We start from the raw sequence: 18,517 nt of genomic DNA, 5'->3' as shown, positions 1-18,517 counted from the left end.
AAATATACTCCGATACTGATGATACGCTCTGTTCCTGACGAATTCCTTCGACGGGCGACGCTCGGTTTTTCGAGGTCGGCAGCCACCAGAACTCGTGGTCAGGGTTGTGACCTTCGTTTCGTGCTTTCGATGTCACCAGAAAACTGATGACTGGCTGTGGCGGATGGATACATGGATGTCTTCGTCCCCATTCCCGGCGATTCGTCGGGCCGACGTGTACGCGTACAACTTCGTACTGTTCGGCCTGTGGTTCGTCCTCGACAACGCCGTGACAGCGTTCACAAACGGCGTGACCGCGAGTTCGGCGGGCGGAACTGCTCTGGGCGTATTCTCGATTCTCGCCGGAGTGTTGGCGTATCGTAACATCGACAATTCGGAGCGGAACGAACGACCTGCGCCGACCTATCTGCTCGCCCTCGCCGGTATCGAAACCGTTCTTGTCGCGTACCTCATCCTCGACACCCTCGGCCGAATCGGATGACCTTTTGAATGCGCTTGGTCCTTCGTTCGTCCCTATTTCGAATGGCGATTATATTTTATATTTTAGTGGCCAGAACACCTTTCAATCCGATTTTTGACGTAAATACCCCTTGCACACACAGCCATGGGGGAATAACGGCCGACGCCCCACGATACTGACAGAATGGCAACGAAGAGCAGTGGGCAGTCGAAGATAGCGCAGTATTCGGAGGGCCTCCGCGACGCCACGAGCGGCTTCTTCCAGAAGTACGGTCTCGGATTCGTGATGGTCGCGAGCTACTTCGGGTCGGGGTCGGTGTTCATCGCCAGTTCCGCGGGGGTTCGGTACGGTTACGGTCTCCTCTGGGCGGTCGTGGGCGCGGTGTTCCTCGGGTTCATGGCGCAGGATATGAGCGCTCGGCTGGGGATTTTCGGCGAACCGTTGATGTCGTTCGTCCGCAAGAAAATCGGGGGAACCGGCGCGACGGTACTGGCTGTACTCCTCTCGGTTGGTTGTGTCGCGTGGACCCTCGAACTCACCGCCGCGGTCGGCAAGGCAGTCTCGATTCTGCTCGGCGGTGCCATCGGTTGGCAACCGCTCGCGCTGGCGACGGGGTGCTCGCCATCCTCGTCGGCGTGATGAACTACGACGGTATCGAGCGGATCATGACCGCGATGATGCTCATCCTGCTCGTGGTCTACATGGCCGTTGCGGGCGTGAGCACTCCGTCCGTGACCCACCTCGTGGGCGGGTTCGTCCCGAAGCTTCCGGCCGTCGGCGCGCTGACGCTCGCCGCGTCCATCAATCGGAACCACCGCCCTGTGGCCGAACTTCTTCCTCGAATCGAACCTCGTCTCCGAGAAGGGCTGGGTCGGCAAGGACGACGTCCCGGAGATGCGCCGCGACCTCGGCATCGGCTACGTCGTCGGCGGATTGACGACGCCGCCATCGTCGTCGTGGCGGCCGCCGTGTTGCGTCCCGCGGGCTACACCCAACTCGACACGTTCATCACGCCCGGCAAGGCGCTGGCGGGCGTGTTCGGAAAGTGGGCGATGTACGTCTTCCTCATCGGCACCGTCGCCGCCGCCTTCAACAGTATCGTGCCGATAATGTGGACTCCGGCGTACCTCCTGCAGAACGCGCGCGGCGGTCGCCGACAGCGCGAGCCGCGAGTTCAAGATAATCTACGCCGTCGGCGTCGGTCTCGGTAGCCTCTCGCCGCTCGTCCACCAGTTCGCGGGCCTGAGCATCATCGACATGATACTCCTGTTCCCGGCGTACAACGGCATCGTCGGTCTGCCGATCACGGCCCTCGTGCTGTTCTGGGCGGTCAACGACCGGAAGACGATGGGCGAGCACAAGAACGGCATCGTGATGGCCGGGCTGAACGTCCTGCTCGTCCTCAGTCGATTTACCTCGCAGTGACCTCGCTCCCCGGCTTCATCGACGCGCTGACGTCGGGAGGGCTCTGATTCCCGACGGATGCTCCCCGAACCGACGACGCTGACGATTCTCGTCGTCATCGCGTTCCTCTCGGGCGTCGGTATCACCGCCGTCGGCCCCGGCGGAATCTTCATCACGGTCGCCCTGTTCGCGCTCACGGACGTCTCGTCGTCCGTCGTCGCCGGGACGGCGATGACGACGTTCGTGTTCACGGGTCTCCTCGGAACGTTCACGTACGTCCGTTCCGGCGAACTCCGGTCGCGCTCGGGACGACGACTCGCGGTTCTCGTGACGGTTCCGAGCGTCGTCGGTGCCGTCCTCGGGGCGTTCGCCAACACGATTCTCGCCGCTGGTTCGTTCGGCACCATGCTGACGGCGTTCACCGCCCTCGTCGGCGTCACCATCGTCTATCGGGAGCGACGCGGCCTCGGTTCGAAGTGGTCGTTCGACCACGATTCGGCGGTCGGCGTCGCGGTATTCGGCGGTATCGGCCTCTGTATCGGCGTTGTGGGTGGATTGCTCGGCGTCGGCGGTCCGGTCATCGCCGTCCCCGTCCTCGTCGTGCTGGGCGTCTCAATGCTCGACGCGCTGGCGGCCGCGCAGGTCCAGTCGGTGTTCCTATCGGCGTTCGCGGCGATGACCTACCTGACGCAGGGTGCCGTGTCGGTTCCGCTGGCCGTCGCGGTCGGCGTCCCCGAACTCCTCGGTGTCGTCGTCGGGTGGCGGGTCGCCCACTGCGTCGAACCGTCCCGACTCAAACTCGCGCTCGGTGCGTCACTCGTCGCCACCGGACTCGCACTCGCGCTGTTCTGATCTTTCTTTTTCTCTCCACCTCTTCCCGAGTTATCGTCGATAACTCACGGCGATTCCCTCGCCCAGTGGAATCGCGCTCGTCTCGAAGTCGGGGTCGTCGCGCACCGCCAGCAGATACTCCACGATGCCGCGGGTGTTCTCGTTCATTTCCGGGTTTCCACCTTCGATGGCGTCGAGAATCGCGTCGAAGTCCTGCCGCCCGGCGACCATCGCGTTGTCGGCGATGACGACACCCCCGGGTGCGACTTTCTCTCGGATCGACTCCCACGCTTCGGGATAGCCATCCTTGTTGTGGTCGATGAGCACCACGTCGAACGGGCCATCGTGATGATCGACGATTTCGTTCGCGTCGCCGTTCTCGAAGGTGGCGCGGTCGGCGAACCCGCCCGCTTCGAGGTACTCACGGGCCTCGTCGAGTTCGTCCGCGTCGTACTCCGTGAGGACGATTTCTCCGTCCTCCGGCAGCGCCTCGGCGAACCAGTAGGCCGAGTAGCCGAACCCCGACCCGAACTCGAAAATTCGCTCGGCGTCCACCGCGTACGCGAGCAACCGCAGAAACTGCCCGACTTCCCGACCGACGGTCGGGAAGTCCTCGCCGCGCTCCTCCATCGCTTGCAGGGTTTCGTCCGGTTCGGCGACCGCGGCACGTACGAAGCGTTTCGTCTCGTCCGGAAGGATTTCCGTCATACGACGGCCTACACGTGGAAGGACGATAATTCTCGTGGGTGCGTGCACCATGAAGTACGGTTTCGGTCCTTCTCCTCGGAACAACGTCGTGACCCAGATTCCCGGAAAGAAGGGGGTTTACGACCGGTTTCTTTCGAACCGACAGGACGTGTCAATCCGTGCCCGAGATTTCAGACGACTCCGCGTATCCTTCACAGTCCCAACAACCGCTCCGCGTTTTTATGGGCAATTTTTCGCCTGTCGGCGGGACTTATCGGAAGTCGGCCCAGAAATTCACGGGCGTCTTCCATCGACGCGAACGGGTAGTCGGCCGAGAACGTGATCCGGTCGGCACCCACCAACGAGACCAAATTCTCGAAGGTCGGGACGGTGTTGAACCCGCTGATGGTGTAATGGAGGTTCCGCCGGAAGTACCGCCCGACCGGTTCGTCGAGACCCGTCAAATCGCGGTCGAACACGGATTCGATTCTCGCCAGCATCGACGCGAGTCCCTCTCCGAGGTGGCCGATGACGATTTCCAGGTCGGGATACCGGTCGAACACGCCGCTGAGCACCAATCGAAGGACGTGAGTCGCGGTATCGATGTGCCACCCCCAGCCTGCGGTCGACAGCACGTCGGTCACGTCGGTCGAGAAGTTCCCGGTGTAGAGGGTATCGACCACCAACTCCGACGGCGGCGTGGGATGGATGTAGAGCGGGACGTCGAGTGACTCCGCGCGGTCGAAGACCGACCAGAAGAACTCGTCATCGAGATATCGCCCACCGACGTGGCCGTTGATCACCCCGCGACGAAGTCGTGGTCGGACACCACGCGTTCCAACTCGTCGGCGGCGGCGTCGGGAGCCGGAGTCGGCAGGGCGGCGAACCCGGCAAATCGGTCTGGATGGCGCTCGACCGCCGCGGCGAGACGGTCGTTGGTATCTCGCGCGAGGGCCACGGCGTCGTCCGGGTCGAGCTGTTCGGTGCCAGGGGCGGCGAGCGAAAGGACCTGGACGTCGACGCCCGCCGAATCCATCGCCGCGACTCGTCCGTCGCCGATGTCACACAGTCGGTCGAGAAATGCCTCGTCGTAGTTCTCGGCGAGGTGTTCGCCCGGACCGTCGAGGAATCGTCGGGTTGCGAAGTGTTCTTCGAGCGCGATGGTCCGTCCGGGAGCGAACGGGTCGGATTCGGACATGATGTACTCTCCGTTCCGTACATCGTCGTTTGGTAAAATCATGCGGGTCAGTGTGGCAACCACGACCTGCGGTGCGTTCGCCGGTACGTGATTCATCAGCGGAATCGATGGTACGGTCTATCGGGACGAACGCTCCCCGTTACCCCCTCAATCCTCAAGTCCCGCTTCGACCCGTGCGCCGTCGGCGACGCGCACGGGAAGACGTCGGGTTCGATGCCGGTTTCGGCGAGATACGCCTCCCGAACGGTTTCCGCGAAGGATTCGACGGATTCCTCCCGGACGAGGCTCACGACACACCCGCCGAATCCAGCACCGGTCATCCGCGAACCGAGTTCGGCGTCGATGTCGCCCGCCACCTCGACCACAAAATCCAGTTCCGGGCAGCTGACTTCGTAGGAGTCGCGGAATGGCCCCGGTGGGATTCGTTCATCAGTTCCCCGACGCGTCCCATCTCGCCGGTTTCGAGCGCGTTCGCGGCCTCGCGAACGGCGCTCGTTCTCGTACACGACGTGTCCGCACCGCTCTCGTATCGTCTCCGGAAGTTCGTCCCCGACCGCCTCGAACTCGGCGACCGACACGTCGCGCAGTGCGCTTACGTCCTCGCCGAGCGCCTCGTCCAGCAGTTCGACGCCCTCCGCACACTGGGCGACCCGTTCGTTGTACGCGGAATCGACCAACTCGTGTTCGACGTTCGTGTTCGTCACGACGACCCGAACGTCCCCGTCCAGCGAGTGGCGCTCGTAGTTTCGGGTGCGGCAGTCGAGAAACAGCGCGTGGTCCCGCTCTCCGAGCGCGACGACGAACTGGTCCATGATGCCGCACTCGACGCCGACGAACTCCCGTTCGACCCGCCAACCGAGGTCCGCGAGTTCGGTCGGGGTGTAATCGAGGTCCCACGCCTCGTTCAGCGCCGTCGCGGTCGCCAGTTCGAGCGAGGCCGACGACGAGAGGCCGCTGCCCATCGGAACGTCGCCGTCCACGACGAGGTCGAACCCCGAAACTCCCGGCGCTCCCTCGGCGAGTTCCCGGGCGATTCCCTCGATGTAGCCGAGCCACGATGATCCCTCGCTCGGGGACGAATCGAGGGAGAACTCACGACTCTCGTCGAAGTTCGTCGAGTACGCCCGGACGGTACGGTCGGTACTGACGCGGGTCCCGGTGCGGGGGCGCACCGCGATTTCGGTTCGCCGATCGATCGCGACGGGAAGCACGAAGCCGTCGTTGTAGTCCGTGTGTCCGCCGATGAGGTTCACCGGCCGGGTGCGGAAGCCCGCACGAATTCCTCGTCGCCGTCGCCGAACTGCTCGACCGCGATTTTCCGTAGGTCGGAACCATCGTCGCCGTCATCCACGTGTCATCATCTCCACTCGCCGACGCGTCGTTTTTCCCGCCCGATTGGAGGGCCGCTCGTCTGCAACGTGCATGGCCACGGCTTCGGTACCAACCGTGATAAAATGGCGTCAGTATTCGTCCGTCCCCGAGATGAAGTGCGATACCTGCGGCGGTTCGTCGCCGACGTGAAACGACACCGCTCGGCTCTGTATCTCCCGGTCGGCTACCGACACGCGCTCGTGTTCGCGGAGGTGGGCCATCCACGTCCCCGTGAAGTACACTTCGAGGTAACGGTCGTCGGTTTCGGTGTCGCGGAACACGTTCCAGTATCGCGCCCCGTTCCGCCGCCGAACGCGCCCCAATTTCTCCACGGCCGCCAGAAAATCGTCCGCCGTCGCCGGGTCGATTCGATACTCGACGCTCACGAGCACGGGGCCGGTGTCGGGGTCCGGTTCGAACTCCGTTCTGGGGTCGAACCAGTCCGCGGAGGGTCGCAGGTCGAGGTCGTCCGTCTCGGGAATTCGCCAGTGAATCCCCCCGACGAGGCCGACGACCAACCCGACTCCTGCGATGACGAGCGCTATCGGCGTGCCGAGGTGGTCGGCGACGCGCCCCACCCGAGGCTGCTGACCGCCATTCCGCCGAGGAAGAACAGCATGTACACCGACAGCGTCCGTGCACGGACCCACTCGGGCGAGAGCGTCTGCACGGCGGTGTTCAGGCTCGACAGGACCGAAATCCACGCGAGGCCGCCGAGCGCAACCGCGACCAGCGCGACGAGGACGACGTGAACGGTCCCCAGCACCACCAGCACGAGGCCGAACAGGGCCGACGCCCCGAGGACGACTTGGTTCGTCGTGAAATGCTTTCGCGCCCGTTCGAGGACGGTGATTCCGGCCGCCGACCCGAGACCCGTGACGCCGAGAACGATGCCGTACCCGCCTGCACCGAGGTGGAGTTGATTACGGACGAGCAGGGGCAACAGCGCCCAAATCGCGCTGGCGAAGGCGATGAACAGCACCGTTCGAGCCAGCACCGACCGCAGGGCCGGGGCGTCCGGACGAACCGCACGCCGCGATAGATCGACTCCGACAGGCGCTCCGGCGGCAGTTCCGAGGTCGTCGGTTCGCGCTTCCAGCGATTCACGACGACGAGGACGGCGACGAACGACACCGCGTTGAGGAAGAACACCGTCGCCGTGCCGGTCGCCGCGAGGATGAGGCCGCCGACCGCCGGACCGACCGCGCGGGCGATGTTGAATCCCACTGCGCGCGAGCGAATCGCCGCCGGAAGCTCCCTTCGCGGGACCAACTCCGGTTGAATCGCTTGCCACGTCGGGTTCAGGAACGCGGTGCCGAAGCCGAGCGAGAACGTGAGCAACAGCAGTATCCACGGCGTCGCGCGCCGACCGCCGTCAGCCCGCTCAGTATCACGGCGCTGATCAGCATCCACGCCTGCACCACCAACAGCAGCCAACGCCGGTCCACGATGTCGCCGATGGCACCCGCCGGAAGCGACACGAGCACGACCGGGAGCGTCGTCGCCGTCTGCACCAGCGCGACCAACAGCGCCGAGGTGGTCAGCGAGGTCATCAGCCACGCCGCGCCGACGTTCTGCATCCACGTTCCGACGTTCGACACCAACGCCGCCGTCCACATCGCCCGGAAAACGGGTTCGCCCAAGGGTTCCCAGACCGAAACCGCGTCCTCCGTGTCCGCCGCGTCCGCCTCAGCCACGGCTCCCTCCGTTCACTTCGCTCGTTCCTCTCCCCTCTGCGTTCGATGGTACGAACTTCACCCTTCCCCCGTCCCCGAAGAACTTCTTCGTCGGACCCTAGAAACGTTCGCCTCGGATAAACCTCTGTCCCGTCAACACGACCCGCGCAGTCCGAAGGTCGAAGTAGCGGACCGCCCGTCGTTGCCAACAACGATTATGGCGTGTCGGGTTGTTTACGGGTTATGGGTGGGAGTGAAGACGAGCAGATAGAAAGATCGCTTCGGGAAGAAGACCTGTACGACGTTACCACGTGGGAGAAACGGACGGTACTCGACCGGGTGTCGGTCGGTATCTACCGTGGGCTCACGAACAACTGGCAACGGATATTCGTCGTGCTCGCGGTGTTGCTGTTCGTCGCGCAACTCGCGGCCACGGGGTTCATCCTGTTCGTGGAACCGGCGCTGGGGGTGTTGACGTTCCTGTCGGTGATTCCGGCGTTCGTCCTCGCGGCGCTCATCTGGTACGGCGACGACGTGCAGCGGGAACCGCTCGCGCCGCTCGCGGTGACGTTCCTGCTGGGTGTGTTGTTCGCGGGGTTCGCGTCCCTGCTCAACACGGCGCTGCAACCCGTTTTCCAGCTGATTCCCGTCGTCGGAACGATTCTGTTCTTCTATCTGGAAGTCGGTCCGGTCGAGGAGACGTCGAAGTGGCTCGCTTCGCGGTTGTACGCCTATCGAACCGAGTACCTCTCCGCCGCCATCGACGGCGCGGTGTTCGGTGCGTTCGCCGGACTCGGCTTCGCGACCATCGAAAACTTCACGTACATCACGAACGCGCTGTTCACGGCGGGTAAGCTTCCGATGTCGAGGCTCGTCAGCGTCGTGGTCGGCACCGCCGCACAGCGGTCGTTCGTCGGCCCGGGCCACGTCATCTACGCGTCGTTCGCGGGCTACTACCTCGGCTTGGCGAAGGGGAACCCGGAAAATCGCGGTCCCATCATCGTCAAAGGCCTGCTCATCGCCGCGCTCATTCACGCGACCTACGATACGCTGGTGACGTACCTCCCGCTGACGGGGGTGACGTTCATCGCCTTCGTCATCGTTTACGACGGCATCTTCCTCGCGATCCTCTACCGGAAGATTTCGCGGTACCGCCACAAGTACCAGCAGGCGACCGAACAGCCCGAACAGAGTCCGTCGTAGTCGAGGACGTCGAATGGCTCCGGAATCATCGCGTCGGAACGGAAATACGGACGACGGCCCCATCGAATCGATCCTTCCGATCGTTCGCTGGCTTCCCCGCTACGAGGCGTCGTTGTTCCGTCCGGACCTGTTCGCGGGCATCACGGTTGCCGCCGCCATCCTTCCCGAGGGGATGGCTTACGCCTCGCTGGCGGGTCTACCGCCGGAAACAGGCCTGTACGCGAGTCTCCTCGCCCTCCTCGCGTACGTGTTCGTCGGCACGTCGAAACAGGTCATCTACGGTCCGACGTCCGCGCTCGCCATCCTCGTCGCCTCGGGTGTCGGCTCGGTGGCCTCCGGTTCCCCGGCCGACTACGCCTCGCTCGTGGCGCTGACGACGCTGCTCGTCGGTCTCATCTCCGTCGTCGCGTGGCTGTTCCGACTCGGCTTCGTCGTGAACTTCATCTCCGAATCCGTTCTGACCGGCTTCTCGGCGGGCGCGGCGCTGTACATCACGTCCACTCAGCTCGACAAACTGTTCGGGATTCCGCGGGCCAGCGGCACCTTTTTCGACCGACTGGGGTTCGTCGTCTCCCACCTCGGAGCCACGAACCTGCCGACGCTCGCCGTCGGCGTCGACCGCCATCGTCCTGCTCGTCCTCGGCGAACGCTACGCGAGGCGATTTCCGACCGCGCTCCTTGTGGTCCTCCTCGCGACCGGTCTGCTGGCGGTGACGAATCTGGAGGAACGGGGCGTCGAAATCGTCGGGAACATTCCGAACGGCTTGCCGCCGCTCTCGATTCCGACGCTGACCGCCGGAACCCTCCCCGACCTGCTCCCCGTCGCGCTCGCGCTCTTCCTGCTCTCGTACGTCGAGGGGATGAGCGCCGTCGAGACGTTCGCCCGGCGACACGACGACTCCGTGGACGCGAATCAGGAACTCCTCGCGGACGGTCTCACGAACCTCGCGGCGGGAATCGGTCACGGCTTCGTCGTCGGGGGGAGCATGTCCCGAAGCGCGCTCAACGACGAAGTCGGCGGAAAGACACAACTCACGAGCGGCGTCGCGGCGGTTGCTATCACCCTCGTCCTCCTGTTTTTGACCGACTTGTTCGCGACGCTTCCCGAAACCGTCCTCGCGCTCCGTCGTCGTCGTCGCCGTCTCGGGACTCGTCGACGTGTCGGAACTCAAGCGCATCTACCGCATCGACAAGCCGGAGTTCGCCACGGCCGCGTCCGCGTTCTCGGCGTCCTCTTCTTCGGGATGCTGTCGGCGTGTTCATCGGCGTCCTCGTCTCGATCCTCGTCGTCGTGGCGCGGGCAACCTACCCGCACACGGCTACGATGGGCAGGGTTCCGGGGTCGGACGAGTTCAGCGACCTGACGCGTCATCCGGAAAACGAACGCGTTCCGGGCGTGCTGGTGTACCGCGTGGACGCCGAGTTGTTCTTCGCCAACGCGCCGACAATCCGTGCGGCGGTCATGGACGAGGTCGATACCCGCGAGCGCCCCGTCTCGCTCGTCGTCCTCGACATGCGCTCGTCGCGACGGCGACCTCACCGCCGCCGACATGCTCGTATCGCTGGCCGAGGACCTCGATAAGCGCGGTATCGACTTTCGATTGGCCGAGGCCGACGGCCCGGTTCGGGACACCCTCGCCGCCATCGATTCCACGAAACCGTTCGGCGACGTGCCGCTCAACGAGAGCGCGTCGTGACGGTCATCGACGAGTGGGAGCGGGAGCGGTGACGCACTGCTGTCATGAATTCGAAACGATTATCTGAAAATAACGGAAGGAAAGTGTATGAGTCGAACGACTGACATCCTGCTGTTCGCCATTCTGCTCGTGCTGATTGCCATCTGGATGACTCTCGATTACGCCGTTCCCGGAACTCATGGCGATTTGATAGCCTTCGGCGGCTTGTTCATCGGTCTGATCGCGTTCGGTAGTCAATTGATCACCCTTCTCCCGGACGACGACCGGTCGGAATGACCCACCAAACTAACATCCTTCTCGATGTATCCCCCCGTATCCGGAGGAGTTCATGAAATTCGAGCGCGACGATGGCACGAGTTCGACCGAACTCGGTTGGTGGGTGTTCGCCGCCGCGTTGGCCGTCGTGCTCGTCACGTCGCTCGATTCGTATCTCGGCTGGTTCGTGTTCGGCCTCTTTTTGTACTACGTCGCCCGGCCAATCTCAAGATGGCTCCAGGAGCGGGGAGTGCCGTCAGGAATCGCCACGATTCTGACGCTGGCGCTCATCATCCTGCCGTTCATCGCGCTGCTCGCGGCGATAGCCGTGATCGCGTTCGGTCAACTTTCGGCCGTCCGCGCCGCCGACGTCGAACGGCTGGTTCGAACCCTCTTTCCGGGCTTCGACTTCGGAACGATTCCGACGACGCCCGAAAGGCTGTACGACTCGGTTTCGGAACTGCTTACGAACCCATCGATTCGTTCGTTTCTCTTCCGGATTCGCGGGTTCGTGGGGACGTTCGCGGCCCAATCGTACAACCTGTTTCTCACGCTCATCTTCGTCTTCTTCCTCGTGCGCGACGAGGCGACGATGACGGGGTGGTTCCGGCGGACGGTCGCGGACGAGGAAACGAGCACCTATCGGTACCTGCAAGCCGTCGATCAGGGGCTGAACTCCGTGTTCTTCGGCTACACCCTGACCATCTTCGTCATCATCGTCCTGTCCGCGGTCATCTACAACCTGCTCAACCTCGTCGCGCCGCCGAGCATGGTGATTCCCCAGACGATGCTCGTGGCGGTTGCGACCGGCCTCGCCACCATCGTCCCGCTCGTCGGGCGCTCCATCGTCTACTTCTTCGTCGTCGCCTACCTCGCCATCGTCGCGTTCGAAACTGACCCCGTTCGGCTCTGGTTTCCGATCCTGCTCCTGCTCATCATGGAAATCGCGTTCGACAACGTCGTCCGGACCTACATCCGTCCGGTTCTCTCGGGACGGTTGTTCCCGACGAGCCTCATCGTGTTCGCCTATCTCCTCGGCCCGCCGATTTTCGGCTGGTACGGTATCTTCCTCGGCCCGTTCATCATGGTCGTCGTGGTGCAGTTCCTCTGGGTCGTGTTTCCGACGTTGTCGTGGCCCGGATCTCCGGAATCGAATGACGGTTGATGATTAAAAGAGATAGCCACCCTGAATGGCGACCACGAGCGCGGTCAGGATGACGACGCTGAGGACCGTCGTGACGAAGATGACGGTGCTCATGTACTCGGCGGTCGAGAGCGACTCCCCGTCGTGGTCGCTGTAGGCGATGGTGAGGGCGAGCGGAGTGACGGCGGCGGGCGTCGCACATTCGAGGATGAAGATGTTGCCCACGTGCGGTCGCGTGAACCCGACGACGACCGCGATACCCGCCCCCAGAACCGGCGCGACGACGAGTTTGAGCGCGTCGGGAGCGCGATTCGGTGCAGTCCGCCGAGGTCCACCTCCGCCAGTTGGATGCCGACGACGGTGAGCATCAACGGGACGGACGCCGACCCGACGCTATCGAGCGTCGTCATGAACGTTCCATCGACGGGCGGAACGAGACCCAGAAAACGGACGAGCGCCGCGAGGACGACGGCGTAGACGAGCGGCAGTCGAAACACTTCTCGGACCGCACTTCGCACGCCCGCGGTGTTATCGCTGCTCGCGGAGACGACGTAGACGCCGACCGTGTAGAGGATGACGCTCTGTATCGTGAGAAACAGCGTCGCCGTGGTCCGCCCGACGTCGCCGAAGACGAACTCCGTGAGCGGGATTCCGACGAACCCGGAGTTCGGGAACGCGCTCGCCAACACGACGCCGGGCAGGGCGGCGTCCGGCAGGTCGAGCGTTCGTCCGCTGAGGTACGCGACGCCCATCATGACGAGCGTGTACGCGAAGACGGCGAGACCAAGGTTGAGCACCGTCTTGCCGCTCAAATCGGTGGTGACGATTCCGTGGAAGACGAGCGCCGGGAGGAAGAAGTTCAGCGCGACCGTGTTGAGTTGATCGACCGAGATGCCGGTTCGCCACCCGATGACGTATCCGACGCCCGCGATGGCGATGATCGGGAGAATCGCGGAGGTGAACGCGGATACCGCACTCATCGACTGCCCCTCGCATCGGCTATCGTCTCGTAGGCCATCGAACGATACTCTACTGACGACCGAATTAAAGCCACGTTCTGCGGTCAATTCCGCATATATTTGGATAATCGTTATATTTTATGATGGATAAGGATGGTTCAACCGAAGCTGGATCGACGACAAACGACTATTCCAGTTCGCCTTCGCCGATGACGAGCGCGTTCGCTATCAGGTTCGTGTACGCACGACGGAGTCGTTCGGAGAGGGCTTGGTGTGAGATTCCGAGGTCCCGGGAGAGTTCCTCGCCCGAAATCGTCCGCGGGATGTCGTAGTAGCCCTCCTCCAGCGCGGCGACGAGGGTGTCGTACTGCTCCTTCGTGAGTCCGTACTGTCCCCGTCGAGGGGATTCGTCGAGTCGATATATCTGCTCGATTTCGAGCGGAATGTCGTGTTCTTCGCAGTACTGGTACGTCACGCCCAGTGCGTCCCGAGTGGGAAACAGGATGCGTAGTTTCCACTCGTCGCCGTTACCGTTCGCGTCGATTATCGTTCCGCTCTCCTCGACGAGGACGTGGATGACGAATCTGGTTTTCCCGACCCACTCCATACGAAACAGCCACTCGTCGTCCAAATCAGCGAGAAGCTCTATATCGTCGGTTGTCGGGTCGTCTTCGAGGGCGGCGTGGAGGGCGTCGAACTGGTCCGGGTCTGCCGTCGCCCAGACGTAGGGCATTACCCGCTCGGCTTCGGGTGCGACGACACGTTCGACTTCGAACGTAACGCCCGGAACCCGTTCGAGTGTCGCCTCCAGTGCGAACTCCGATGCCGGGAGTCGCACGATGGCGATTGTACTCATGGAGGTAGAGCTAGGCGCTTCCGAGGGATTACTCTGCTGGCGGCTGATGAATTTCCCTGCTGGAATATTCAGCCAGTACGCTCTTTAGCCCCCGCCCGAGTGTGCTGTACGATGGCTACTTCGGACGATTTGTCACTATTGGATAAACTACGGGAGACGGCGCTCACTGGTATTACCGTCGTCGTTCCCCTTCTCATTACGTTGTACGTCGTCGTCGTTTTGCTCAAGTTCGTCAGGAACATGCTGATTCCGCTCTTGGGGCTCGTTCCCGTCGGCTCCATATTCGTCCTCGGTGGCATCGCGGTACTGGTCATCGTGTCCATGATATTGATGGTCGGGTTCGTCGCCCACTCGCCGGTCGGCGAGCGCGCCATCGATAACTTCGATTACGCTATCAGCCAGATTCCCGGACTCGGCACCGTCTATCGGAGTTTCCGCCGGATGGGGGACGCGATGATCGAGAGCGACGAGGACCACTTTCGGGACGTGAAACTGCTCGAATTCCCGACCGACGACACGTACACGTTCGCGTTCGTCACGGCGGAGACGCCGGACGAGGTGCGAAAAGCGACCGGCGAGGAGAAGATGACCACCGTCTTCCTGCCGATGGCTCCGAACCCGGTGATGGGCGGGTTCGTCGTCAACGTTCCCAACGACGACCTCCTGGACGTCGATATTCCACTGGAAGTCGCGTTCCGCGCCCTCGTCACCAGCGGCGTCGGACTGGACGAGATGGGAGCCAGTACGGAGGGGCTGAGCGAAGACCAACTCCGACGTCTGACGGGGCAAGACGTGGCTCGGTATCAGGACTGATTTCCGGCTAGCGATGTGAGTCCGCCAGCGAGCACTCGCGTCGAGCGCACAGTCCTCCCAGTCGGTCCATTCGGCGGGGTTGTGCGAAATCCCGTCGCGCGACGGCGCGAACAACATCGCCGCGTCCGTCACGTCCGCGACGTGCATCGTGTCGTGGGCCGCCCCCGAGTGGAGGTCGAGCGTCTCGATTTCCGACTTTTCGCCCGCTTCGTGCACCGCTTCCCGACAGCGCTCGCTCATGTCCGTCGGTTCGAGGTCGAAGTCGCGGGAGAGGGCCGTCCTCGACGCCGCGCTCCGATTCGAGAATCGTGAGCGACTCCTCCGCGCGCGAGACCAGTTCGTCATCGACTCGTACTCCACGTCCCGAATATCGACGCCCATCGTGACCGTTCCGGGGACGACGTTCGTCGCGTTCGGTCGCGCATCGATCTTTCCGACGGTCCCGACGGCCGTCTCGCTGACTTCGTTCGCGGCCCGTTCCACGTCTTGAACGAACTCGCCTGACGCGACGAGCGCGTCCGTTCGCTCCGCCATCGGGGTCGCCCCGGCGTGGTTCGCCTCGCCTCGAACTTCCACGTCGCAGTGCGTGATCCCGTGATCGTCGTCACGACGCCGACCGACACGTCGGCCCGTTCAAGGCGTCGGCTCTGTTCGACGTGGAGTTCGAGCCACGAGTCCCATTCGCTCGCATCGAGTCGTCCCTCCCCCCGGAATCCCATCGAATCGAGCGCGTCGGCCAACGTCGTCCGCCCGTCGTCAGCGCCAGCGCGTCATCGACCGACCGCTCGCCGACGGCGACCGAGGACCCGAGCAGGCCGCTGGCGAACCGCTGGCCTTCCTCCTCGGTGAACGAGACGACGTCGTCCGGACGGTCGGTTCGATTCCCGAATCCTGCATCGCCCGTACGGCTTCCAACGCCGAATACACGCCAAGCGGGCCATCGAAGATGCCGCCCTCCGGCACCGAGTCGAGGTGGCTCCCGGCCGCCACCGGTGCGGCGTCCGGGTCGGCGCTTTCGGGCGTCCACCGCCCCGCGATGTTGCCGACGGCGTCCACGCGAACGTCCAATCCGGCGTCCTCCAGTCGCTCCACGAAGTACTCCCGCGCCCGCCGGTTCGCTTCCGTTCCAGTCAGGACGGTTCGCCCGTGTTCGGCGTCGTCCAGCGCGCCGAATTCGGCGTTCGCCTCGATGTCCTTTCGCAGTCGGTCCCGGTCGATTCTCATGCGTTCCGTGTCGTCCGCGCGCCACAAGTAGGTCGGGGTGGGCGGTATGAACTGCCGGAAGTCCCCCGTCGTCACGTCATGGAGATTGCTCGCCCATTCGAGCGGTGAAATCCCAACTGTGCAGGCGGTTCGGTTCGATCCGGACGGTCACCTCGGTTCGGTCGTCCGACAGCAACTCCCGGGCGAGTCGTGAATCGGCGTCCCCGAGATACCGAGTCACCAACTCCCGAAGCAGTTCCTTCCCCGGATCGGGTTCCACGCTCGCGGTTCCGTTCCCTCGTACCCCGGTGTACGGCGGGTCGTTCGTTGACACCTCGAAGGCGACGGACGGATTCTTCCGAAGCAGGCCGACGATGTCCGCGCTCGCGGCGGTCGCACACCGGAGGGCGTCGCCGTCGTACAGGTACCAGAGCGATACCATCCACAGGTTCCCCGACGGGGTCCTACAGGCCAACCGAAGCGGAACGGTCGTCCGCTCGAAGTACCCGATCAGTTCGTCCTTCGACCACTCGCCTGATAGTTCGGTCATCGGAAATTCACCGACGATATACGCCCCCGACGACCGAATAACCCGCGATTGTGGAGACGGAAATGCCCGGTACCTGAGACGTTTCACGTTCCGAACCGGCGACGATGAGTGTAACCCCGCTCCGTCGTTATTTTTCCCATCCCCGGTATCGTGTTATGGAGTAGGGTTTAGACTGTCGGGATAGTAACCTGTACTATGGCAGCCAGCCACTCGGCGAGTTCCGACGAGGGGCAGAGAAATGCGGTGACACTGGCGGACGTTCGAAAAACGTACTTTCTGGGGGAGCCGGTTCACGCACTCGACGGTGTGAACCTGTCGATTCCCCGGGGGGCGTACACGGCAGTGATGGGACCGAGTGGGTCGGGAAAGAGCACCCTCCTCAACCTCATTGGGTGTCTCGACACGCCGACCGAGGGACGCATCTCCATCAACGGACGTGACGTCACCGATCTGTCGGACAAAGAGCGGACGAGGGTTCGTGGCGAGGAGATAGGTTTCGTCTTCCAGACATTCAACCTGATGCCGCGTCTCACCGCCCGCGAGAACGTCGCGCTTCCGCTCGTGTTTCGCGGCGTCTCACGAACGACCGCCGGGAGCGGGCCGACGACTTGCTGTACCGGGGGGGCCTTCGCGGCCGGGAGGACCACCGGCCGAACGAACTATCGGGTGGCCAACGCCAGCGCGTGGCCATCGCCCGCGCGCTGGCGAACGATCCGGCCATCATCCTCGCCGACGAGCCAACCGGCAACCTCGACAGCGAGACGGGTCAGCAGATAATGGCCCTGTTCGAGGAACTCAACGACGAGGGGAACACCGTACTGATGGTGACGCACGAGCGCCACATCGCCGAACACGCCGAGCGCGTGGTTCACATCCTCGACGGCACCGTCGAACGGGTGGAGGAAATCGATTCGCGGCGGCGGGTCGAAGGGACGCGGTAGCGAGACAAATGGAGTTCCGCGAAACGCTCCGAATGAGCCTCAGGGCGATCCGAAGCCATCGCGTTCGCTCCTCGCTTTCGGCGTTCGGCGTCGTCATCGGCATCGCCGCCGTCATCACGCTCGTCACGCTCGGCACCAGCCTTCGCGTCGATATCCTCCACGAGTTCACCGGCGGCCACGCGCCGAACGTGTACGTCTGGGCGGGTCCGCCCGGCGGCCAAGCCGGATTCGGTGCACAACCCGTCTTCACCGCCCACGACGTCGACCGACTCCGCCACATCGACGGCGTCGCGACGGTGGTTCCGAGAGGTATCCTCCCCGTCATCGCGCTCTCCCACGGCGGCCAGACGGTGAGCCAAAATCAGATCGTGGCGACGACGCCGGCGCAGTTCCGAACCCGAAAATTCGCTCACGGCGAGTCGTTTCGGCAGGGAAAACGCGAAGTCGTGGTGAACCCGGCGGCGGCGACGATGTTCGACGACACCCTCCGCGTCGGTGACAGCGTCGAGATCAGAACGAGCGACGGCAGTACCGTGCGCGCCCGCGTCGTCGGCGTGTTACGCCACTCGAACGGGAACGGCCAGTTCGACAGCGGCGGGTCGCTCCCGCAGGTGTACGTCCCGACACGGCCGTTCTACAGTTCGACGGTGAAGAGTCCGACGCAGGGTACCGACGAGCGCGTCTACCCGCTCCTGACGGTGGTCGCAAAGAACCACGCGACGATTCCTCAAAGCAAGCGGGCGGTGAAAGCCTACCTTCACTCCAATTCCGACGCGGTCCGACTCACGCCCGACAAGTACGCCATTCGGGTGCGAACCGACCAGGACCTCGTGAATCGGCTGAAGGACGTGCTCACGACGCTGACGACGTTCATCACGAGCATCGCGGTCATCTCGCTCGTCGTCGCGGGGCCATCGGCATCGCCAACATCATGCTGGTGAGCGTGACCGAACGCACCCGCGAGATCGGTATCATGAAAGCCGTCGGCGCGGGGAACCGCGACGTGCTCCAACTGTTTCTGATGCAGGCCGTCCTGCTCGGCGTCGTCGGTTCTATCTTCGGCGTCGCACTCGGTGCCGTCGGTGGCTACATCGCCACGCAGTACGTCGGTCTGCCGCTCGTCTTCGCGTACGAAGTCGTCCCCCTCGCCATCGGGGTCGGTATCCTCGTCGGAATGGTCACCGGTCTCTACCCGGCGTGGAACGCCGCGCGGGTGGACCCCATCGACGCGTTGCGGTACGAGTAGAACGAGTCGTGACCGCGCTGGAT

18 protein-coding genes and 6 pseudogenes are annotated in these 18,517 nt (G+C 63.6%); 14 read left to right on the top strand and 10 right to left on the bottom strand.

The window, feature by feature from the left end; genetic code table 11:
• Nucleotides 1-175: 175 nt before the first annotated feature.
• The 3 genes and pseudogenes from A4G99_RS22520 to A4G99_RS22510 all read left to right on the top strand — a co-directional run bounded on the left by A4G99_RS22520 (nt 176) and on the right by A4G99_RS22510 (nt 2,716).
• The gene (locus A4G99_RS22520) at nt 176-481 is read left to right on the top strand and encodes a hypothetical protein (protein ID WP_150123207.1); all 306 of its coding nucleotides are present in this window, start codon (nt 176-178) and stop codon (nt 479-481) included.
• 264 nt (nt 482-745) lie between these two features.
• Nucleotides 746-1,932, top strand: a pseudogene (locus A4G99_RS30070) (NRAMP family divalent metal transporter).
• 10 nt (nt 1,933-1,942) lie between these two features.
• Nucleotides 1,943-2,716, top strand: coding sequence for a sulfite exporter TauE/SafE family protein (locus A4G99_RS22510; RefSeq protein ID WP_066148462.1), 774 nt, complete (start codon nt 1,943-1,945; stop codon nt 2,714-2,716).
• A 30-nt stretch (nt 2,717-2,746) separates the two neighbouring features.
• Here A4G99_RS22510 and A4G99_RS22505 read toward each other — a convergent pair whose 3' ends face one another.
• From A4G99_RS22505 to A4G99_RS29105, 6 genes and pseudogenes are all read right to left on the bottom strand, one after another.
• Nucleotides 2,747-3,403 carry an O-methyltransferase gene (locus tag A4G99_RS22505; protein WP_066148460.1) on the bottom strand — a complete coding sequence of 219 codons (657 nt, stop codon included), beginning with the start codon at nt 3,401-3,403 and terminating at the stop codon, nt 2,747-2,749.
• A gap of 191 nt (nt 3,404-3,594) precedes the next feature.
• Nucleotides 3,595-4,418, bottom strand: a pseudogene (locus A4G99_RS22500) (amidohydrolase family protein).
• Between the two features lie 257 nt (nt 4,419-4,675).
• Entirely contained in the window at nt 4,676-5,833 is a 1,158-nt protein-coding gene (gene galK, locus A4G99_RS22495; RefSeq protein ID WP_223302152.1) for a galactokinase, read from the bottom strand.
• 207 nt (nt 5,834-6,040) lie between these two features.
• Nucleotides 6,041-6,529, bottom strand: a complete 489-nt coding sequence (locus A4G99_RS30065) for an MFS transporter (RefSeq protein ID WP_394337479.1) — start codon at nt 6,527-6,529, stop codon at nt 6,041-6,043.
• A pseudogene (locus A4G99_RS22490) lies at nt 6,493-7,364 on the bottom strand (MFS transporter). Before A4G99_RS22490 ends, A4G99_RS30065 begins: the two are co-directional and overlap by 37 nt.
• A complete protein-coding gene (locus A4G99_RS29105) occupies nt 7,253-7,648 on the bottom strand; it encodes an MFS transporter (RefSeq protein WP_255359177.1) in 396 nt (131 codons plus the stop codon). Before A4G99_RS29105 ends, A4G99_RS22490 begins: the two are co-directional and overlap by 112 nt.
• 222 nt (nt 7,649-7,870) lie before the next feature.
• Between A4G99_RS29105 and A4G99_RS22485 the strand changes: the two genes are divergently transcribed.
• The 7 genes and pseudogenes from A4G99_RS22485 (at nt 7,871) to A4G99_RS22470 (ending at nt 11,947) form a co-directional block, all read left to right on the top strand.
• Nucleotides 7,871-8,830 carry a PrsW family intramembrane metalloprotease gene (locus tag A4G99_RS22485; protein WP_066148458.1) on the top strand — a complete coding sequence of 320 codons (960 nt, stop codon included), beginning with the start codon at nt 7,871-7,873 and terminating at the stop codon, nt 8,828-8,830.
• Nucleotides 8,831-8,843: 13 nt separating this feature from the next.
• Nucleotides 8,844-9,386 (top strand): annotated as a pseudogene (locus A4G99_RS29100) (SulP family inorganic anion transporter); the annotation flags it as partial.
• Nucleotides 9,387-9,510: 124 nt separating this feature from the next.
• Nucleotides 9,511-10,194 (top strand): SulP family inorganic anion transporter, encoded by a 684-nt coding sequence (locus A4G99_RS29095; protein WP_255359176.1) that lies wholly within the window; start codon nt 9,511-9,513, stop codon nt 10,192-10,194.
• Nucleotides 10,155-10,412, top strand: coding sequence for an STAS domain-containing protein (locus tag A4G99_RS28050; protein ID WP_223302151.1), 258 nt, complete (start codon nt 10,155-10,157; stop codon nt 10,410-10,412). Before A4G99_RS29095 ends, A4G99_RS28050 begins: the two co-directional genes overlap by 40 nt.
• Nucleotides 10,381-10,527, top strand: a complete 147-nt coding sequence (locus tag A4G99_RS28045) for a hypothetical protein (protein WP_223302150.1) — start codon at nt 10,381-10,383, stop codon at nt 10,525-10,527. The genes A4G99_RS28050 and A4G99_RS28045 overlap by 32 nt, the downstream gene beginning before the upstream one ends.
• Before the next feature lie 87 nt (nt 10,528-10,614).
• Nucleotides 10,615-10,803: a hypothetical protein gene (locus tag A4G99_RS22475; RefSeq protein ID WP_066148456.1), complete on the top strand. Its 189-nt coding sequence runs from the start codon at nt 10,615-10,617 to the stop codon at nt 10,801-10,803.
• A gap of 52 nt (nt 10,804-10,855) precedes the next feature.
• Nucleotides 10,856-11,947, top strand: coding sequence for an AI-2E family transporter (locus A4G99_RS22470; RefSeq protein WP_066148454.1), 1,092 nt, complete (start codon nt 10,856-10,858; stop codon nt 11,945-11,947).
• A gap of 89 nt (nt 11,948-12,036) precedes the next feature.
• Here A4G99_RS22470 and A4G99_RS22465 read toward each other — a convergent pair whose 3' ends face one another.
• The gene (locus tag A4G99_RS22465) at nt 12,037-12,906 is read right to left on the bottom strand and encodes an AEC family transporter (RefSeq protein WP_223302149.1); all 870 of its coding nucleotides are present in this window, start codon (nt 12,904-12,906) and stop codon (nt 12,037-12,039) included.
• A gap of 166 nt (nt 12,907-13,072) precedes the next feature.
• Complete coding sequence (locus tag A4G99_RS22460; RefSeq protein ID WP_066148452.1) at nt 13,073-13,741, bottom strand: helix-turn-helix domain-containing protein; 669 nt, start codon at nt 13,739-13,741, stop codon at nt 13,073-13,075.
• Between the two features lie 111 nt (nt 13,742-13,852).
• Here A4G99_RS22460 and A4G99_RS22455 point away from each other — a divergent pair, with 111 nt between their 5' ends.
• Entirely contained in the window at nt 13,853-14,554 is a 702-nt protein-coding gene (locus tag A4G99_RS22455; RefSeq protein ID WP_066148450.1) for a DUF502 domain-containing protein, read from the top strand.
• Here A4G99_RS22455 and A4G99_RS30060 read toward each other — a convergent pair.
• A pseudogene (locus A4G99_RS30060) lies at nt 14,545-15,778 on the bottom strand (M20 family metallo-hydrolase). The gene A4G99_RS22455 and the pseudogene A4G99_RS30060 overlap by 10 nt on opposite strands.
• A 76-nt stretch (nt 15,779-15,854) precedes the next feature.
• The gene (locus A4G99_RS22445; RefSeq protein ID WP_066148448.1) at nt 15,855-16,307 is read right to left on the bottom strand and encodes a pyridoxamine 5'-phosphate oxidase family protein; all 453 of its coding nucleotides are present in this window, start codon (nt 16,305-16,307) and stop codon (nt 15,855-15,857) included.
• A 195-nt stretch (nt 16,308-16,502) separates the two neighbouring features.
• On the opposite strand from A4G99_RS22445, the pseudogene A4G99_RS22440 reads away from it, so the two are divergent.
• The 3 genes and pseudogenes from A4G99_RS22440 (at nt 16,503) to A4G99_RS29555 (ending at nt 18,494) form a co-directional block, all read left to right on the top strand.
• A pseudogene (locus A4G99_RS22440) lies at nt 16,503-17,248 on the top strand (ABC transporter ATP-binding protein).
• A gap of 8 nt (nt 17,249-17,256) precedes the next feature.
• Entirely contained in the window at nt 17,257-18,189 is a 933-nt protein-coding gene (locus A4G99_RS22435) for an ABC transporter permease (protein ID WP_342764548.1), read from the top strand.
• Entirely contained in the window at nt 18,186-18,494 is a 309-nt protein-coding gene (locus A4G99_RS29555) for an FtsX-like permease family protein (protein WP_342764547.1), read from the top strand. Before A4G99_RS22435 ends, A4G99_RS29555 begins: the two co-directional genes overlap by 4 nt.
• Nucleotides 18,495-18,517: the final 23 nt, after the last annotated feature.

This window comes from Haladaptatus sp. R4 (genome assembly GCF_001625445.1).
Taxonomy (GTDB): domain Archaea; phylum Halobacteriota; class Halobacteria; order Halobacteriales; family Haladaptataceae; genus Haladaptatus.
Note: the sequence above shows the minus strand (reverse complement) of the source record. Positions and strands in the feature narration are given on the sequence as shown.

What these genes read in the sequence shown, in the direction of transcription:
- A4G99_RS22520 (WP_150123207.1), top strand. Translation starts at nt 176, where the DNA reads ATGTCTTCGTCCCCATTCCCGGCGATTCGTCGGGCCGACGTGTACGCG.
- A4G99_RS22510 (WP_066148462.1), top strand. Translation starts at nt 1,943, where the DNA reads ATGCTCCCCGAACCGACGACGCTGACGATTCTCGTCGTCATCGCGTTC.
- A4G99_RS22505 (WP_066148460.1), bottom strand. Translation starts at nt 3,403, where the DNA reads ATGACGGAAATCCTTCCGGACGAGACGAAACGCTTCGTACGTGCCGCG.
- A4G99_RS22485 (WP_066148458.1), top strand. Translation starts at nt 7,871, where the DNA reads ATGGGTGGGAGTGAAGACGAGCAGATAGAAAGATCGCTTCGGGAAGAA.
- A4G99_RS28050 (WP_223302151.1), top strand. Translation starts at nt 10,155, where the DNA reads ATGGGCAGGGTTCCGGGGTCGGACGAGTTCAGCGACCTGACGCGTCAT.
- A4G99_RS28045 (WP_223302150.1), top strand. Translation starts at nt 10,381, where the DNA reads ATGCTCGTATCGCTGGCCGAGGACCTCGATAAGCGCGGTATCGACTTT.
- A4G99_RS22475 (WP_066148456.1), top strand. Translation starts at nt 10,615, where the DNA reads ATGAGTCGAACGACTGACATCCTGCTGTTCGCCATTCTGCTCGTGCTG.
- A4G99_RS22470 (WP_066148454.1), top strand. Translation starts at nt 10,856, where the DNA reads ATGAAATTCGAGCGCGACGATGGCACGAGTTCGACCGAACTCGGTTGG.
- A4G99_RS22465 (WP_223302149.1), bottom strand. Translation starts at nt 12,906, where the DNA reads ATGAGTGCGGTATCCGCGTTCACCTCCGCGATTCTCCCGATCATCGCC.
- A4G99_RS22460 (WP_066148452.1), bottom strand. Translation starts at nt 13,741, where the DNA reads ATGAGTACAATCGCCATCGTGCGACTCCCGGCATCGGAGTTCGCACTG.
- A4G99_RS22455 (WP_066148450.1), top strand. Translation starts at nt 13,853, where the DNA reads ATGGCTACTTCGGACGATTTGTCACTATTGGATAAACTACGGGAGACG.
- A4G99_RS22445 (WP_066148448.1), bottom strand. Translation starts at nt 16,307, where the DNA reads ATGACCGAACTATCAGGCGAGTGGTCGAAGGACGAACTGATCGGGTAC.
- A4G99_RS22435 (WP_342764548.1), top strand. Translation starts at nt 17,257, where the DNA reads ATGGAGTTCCGCGAAACGCTCCGAATGAGCCTCAGGGCGATCCGAAGC.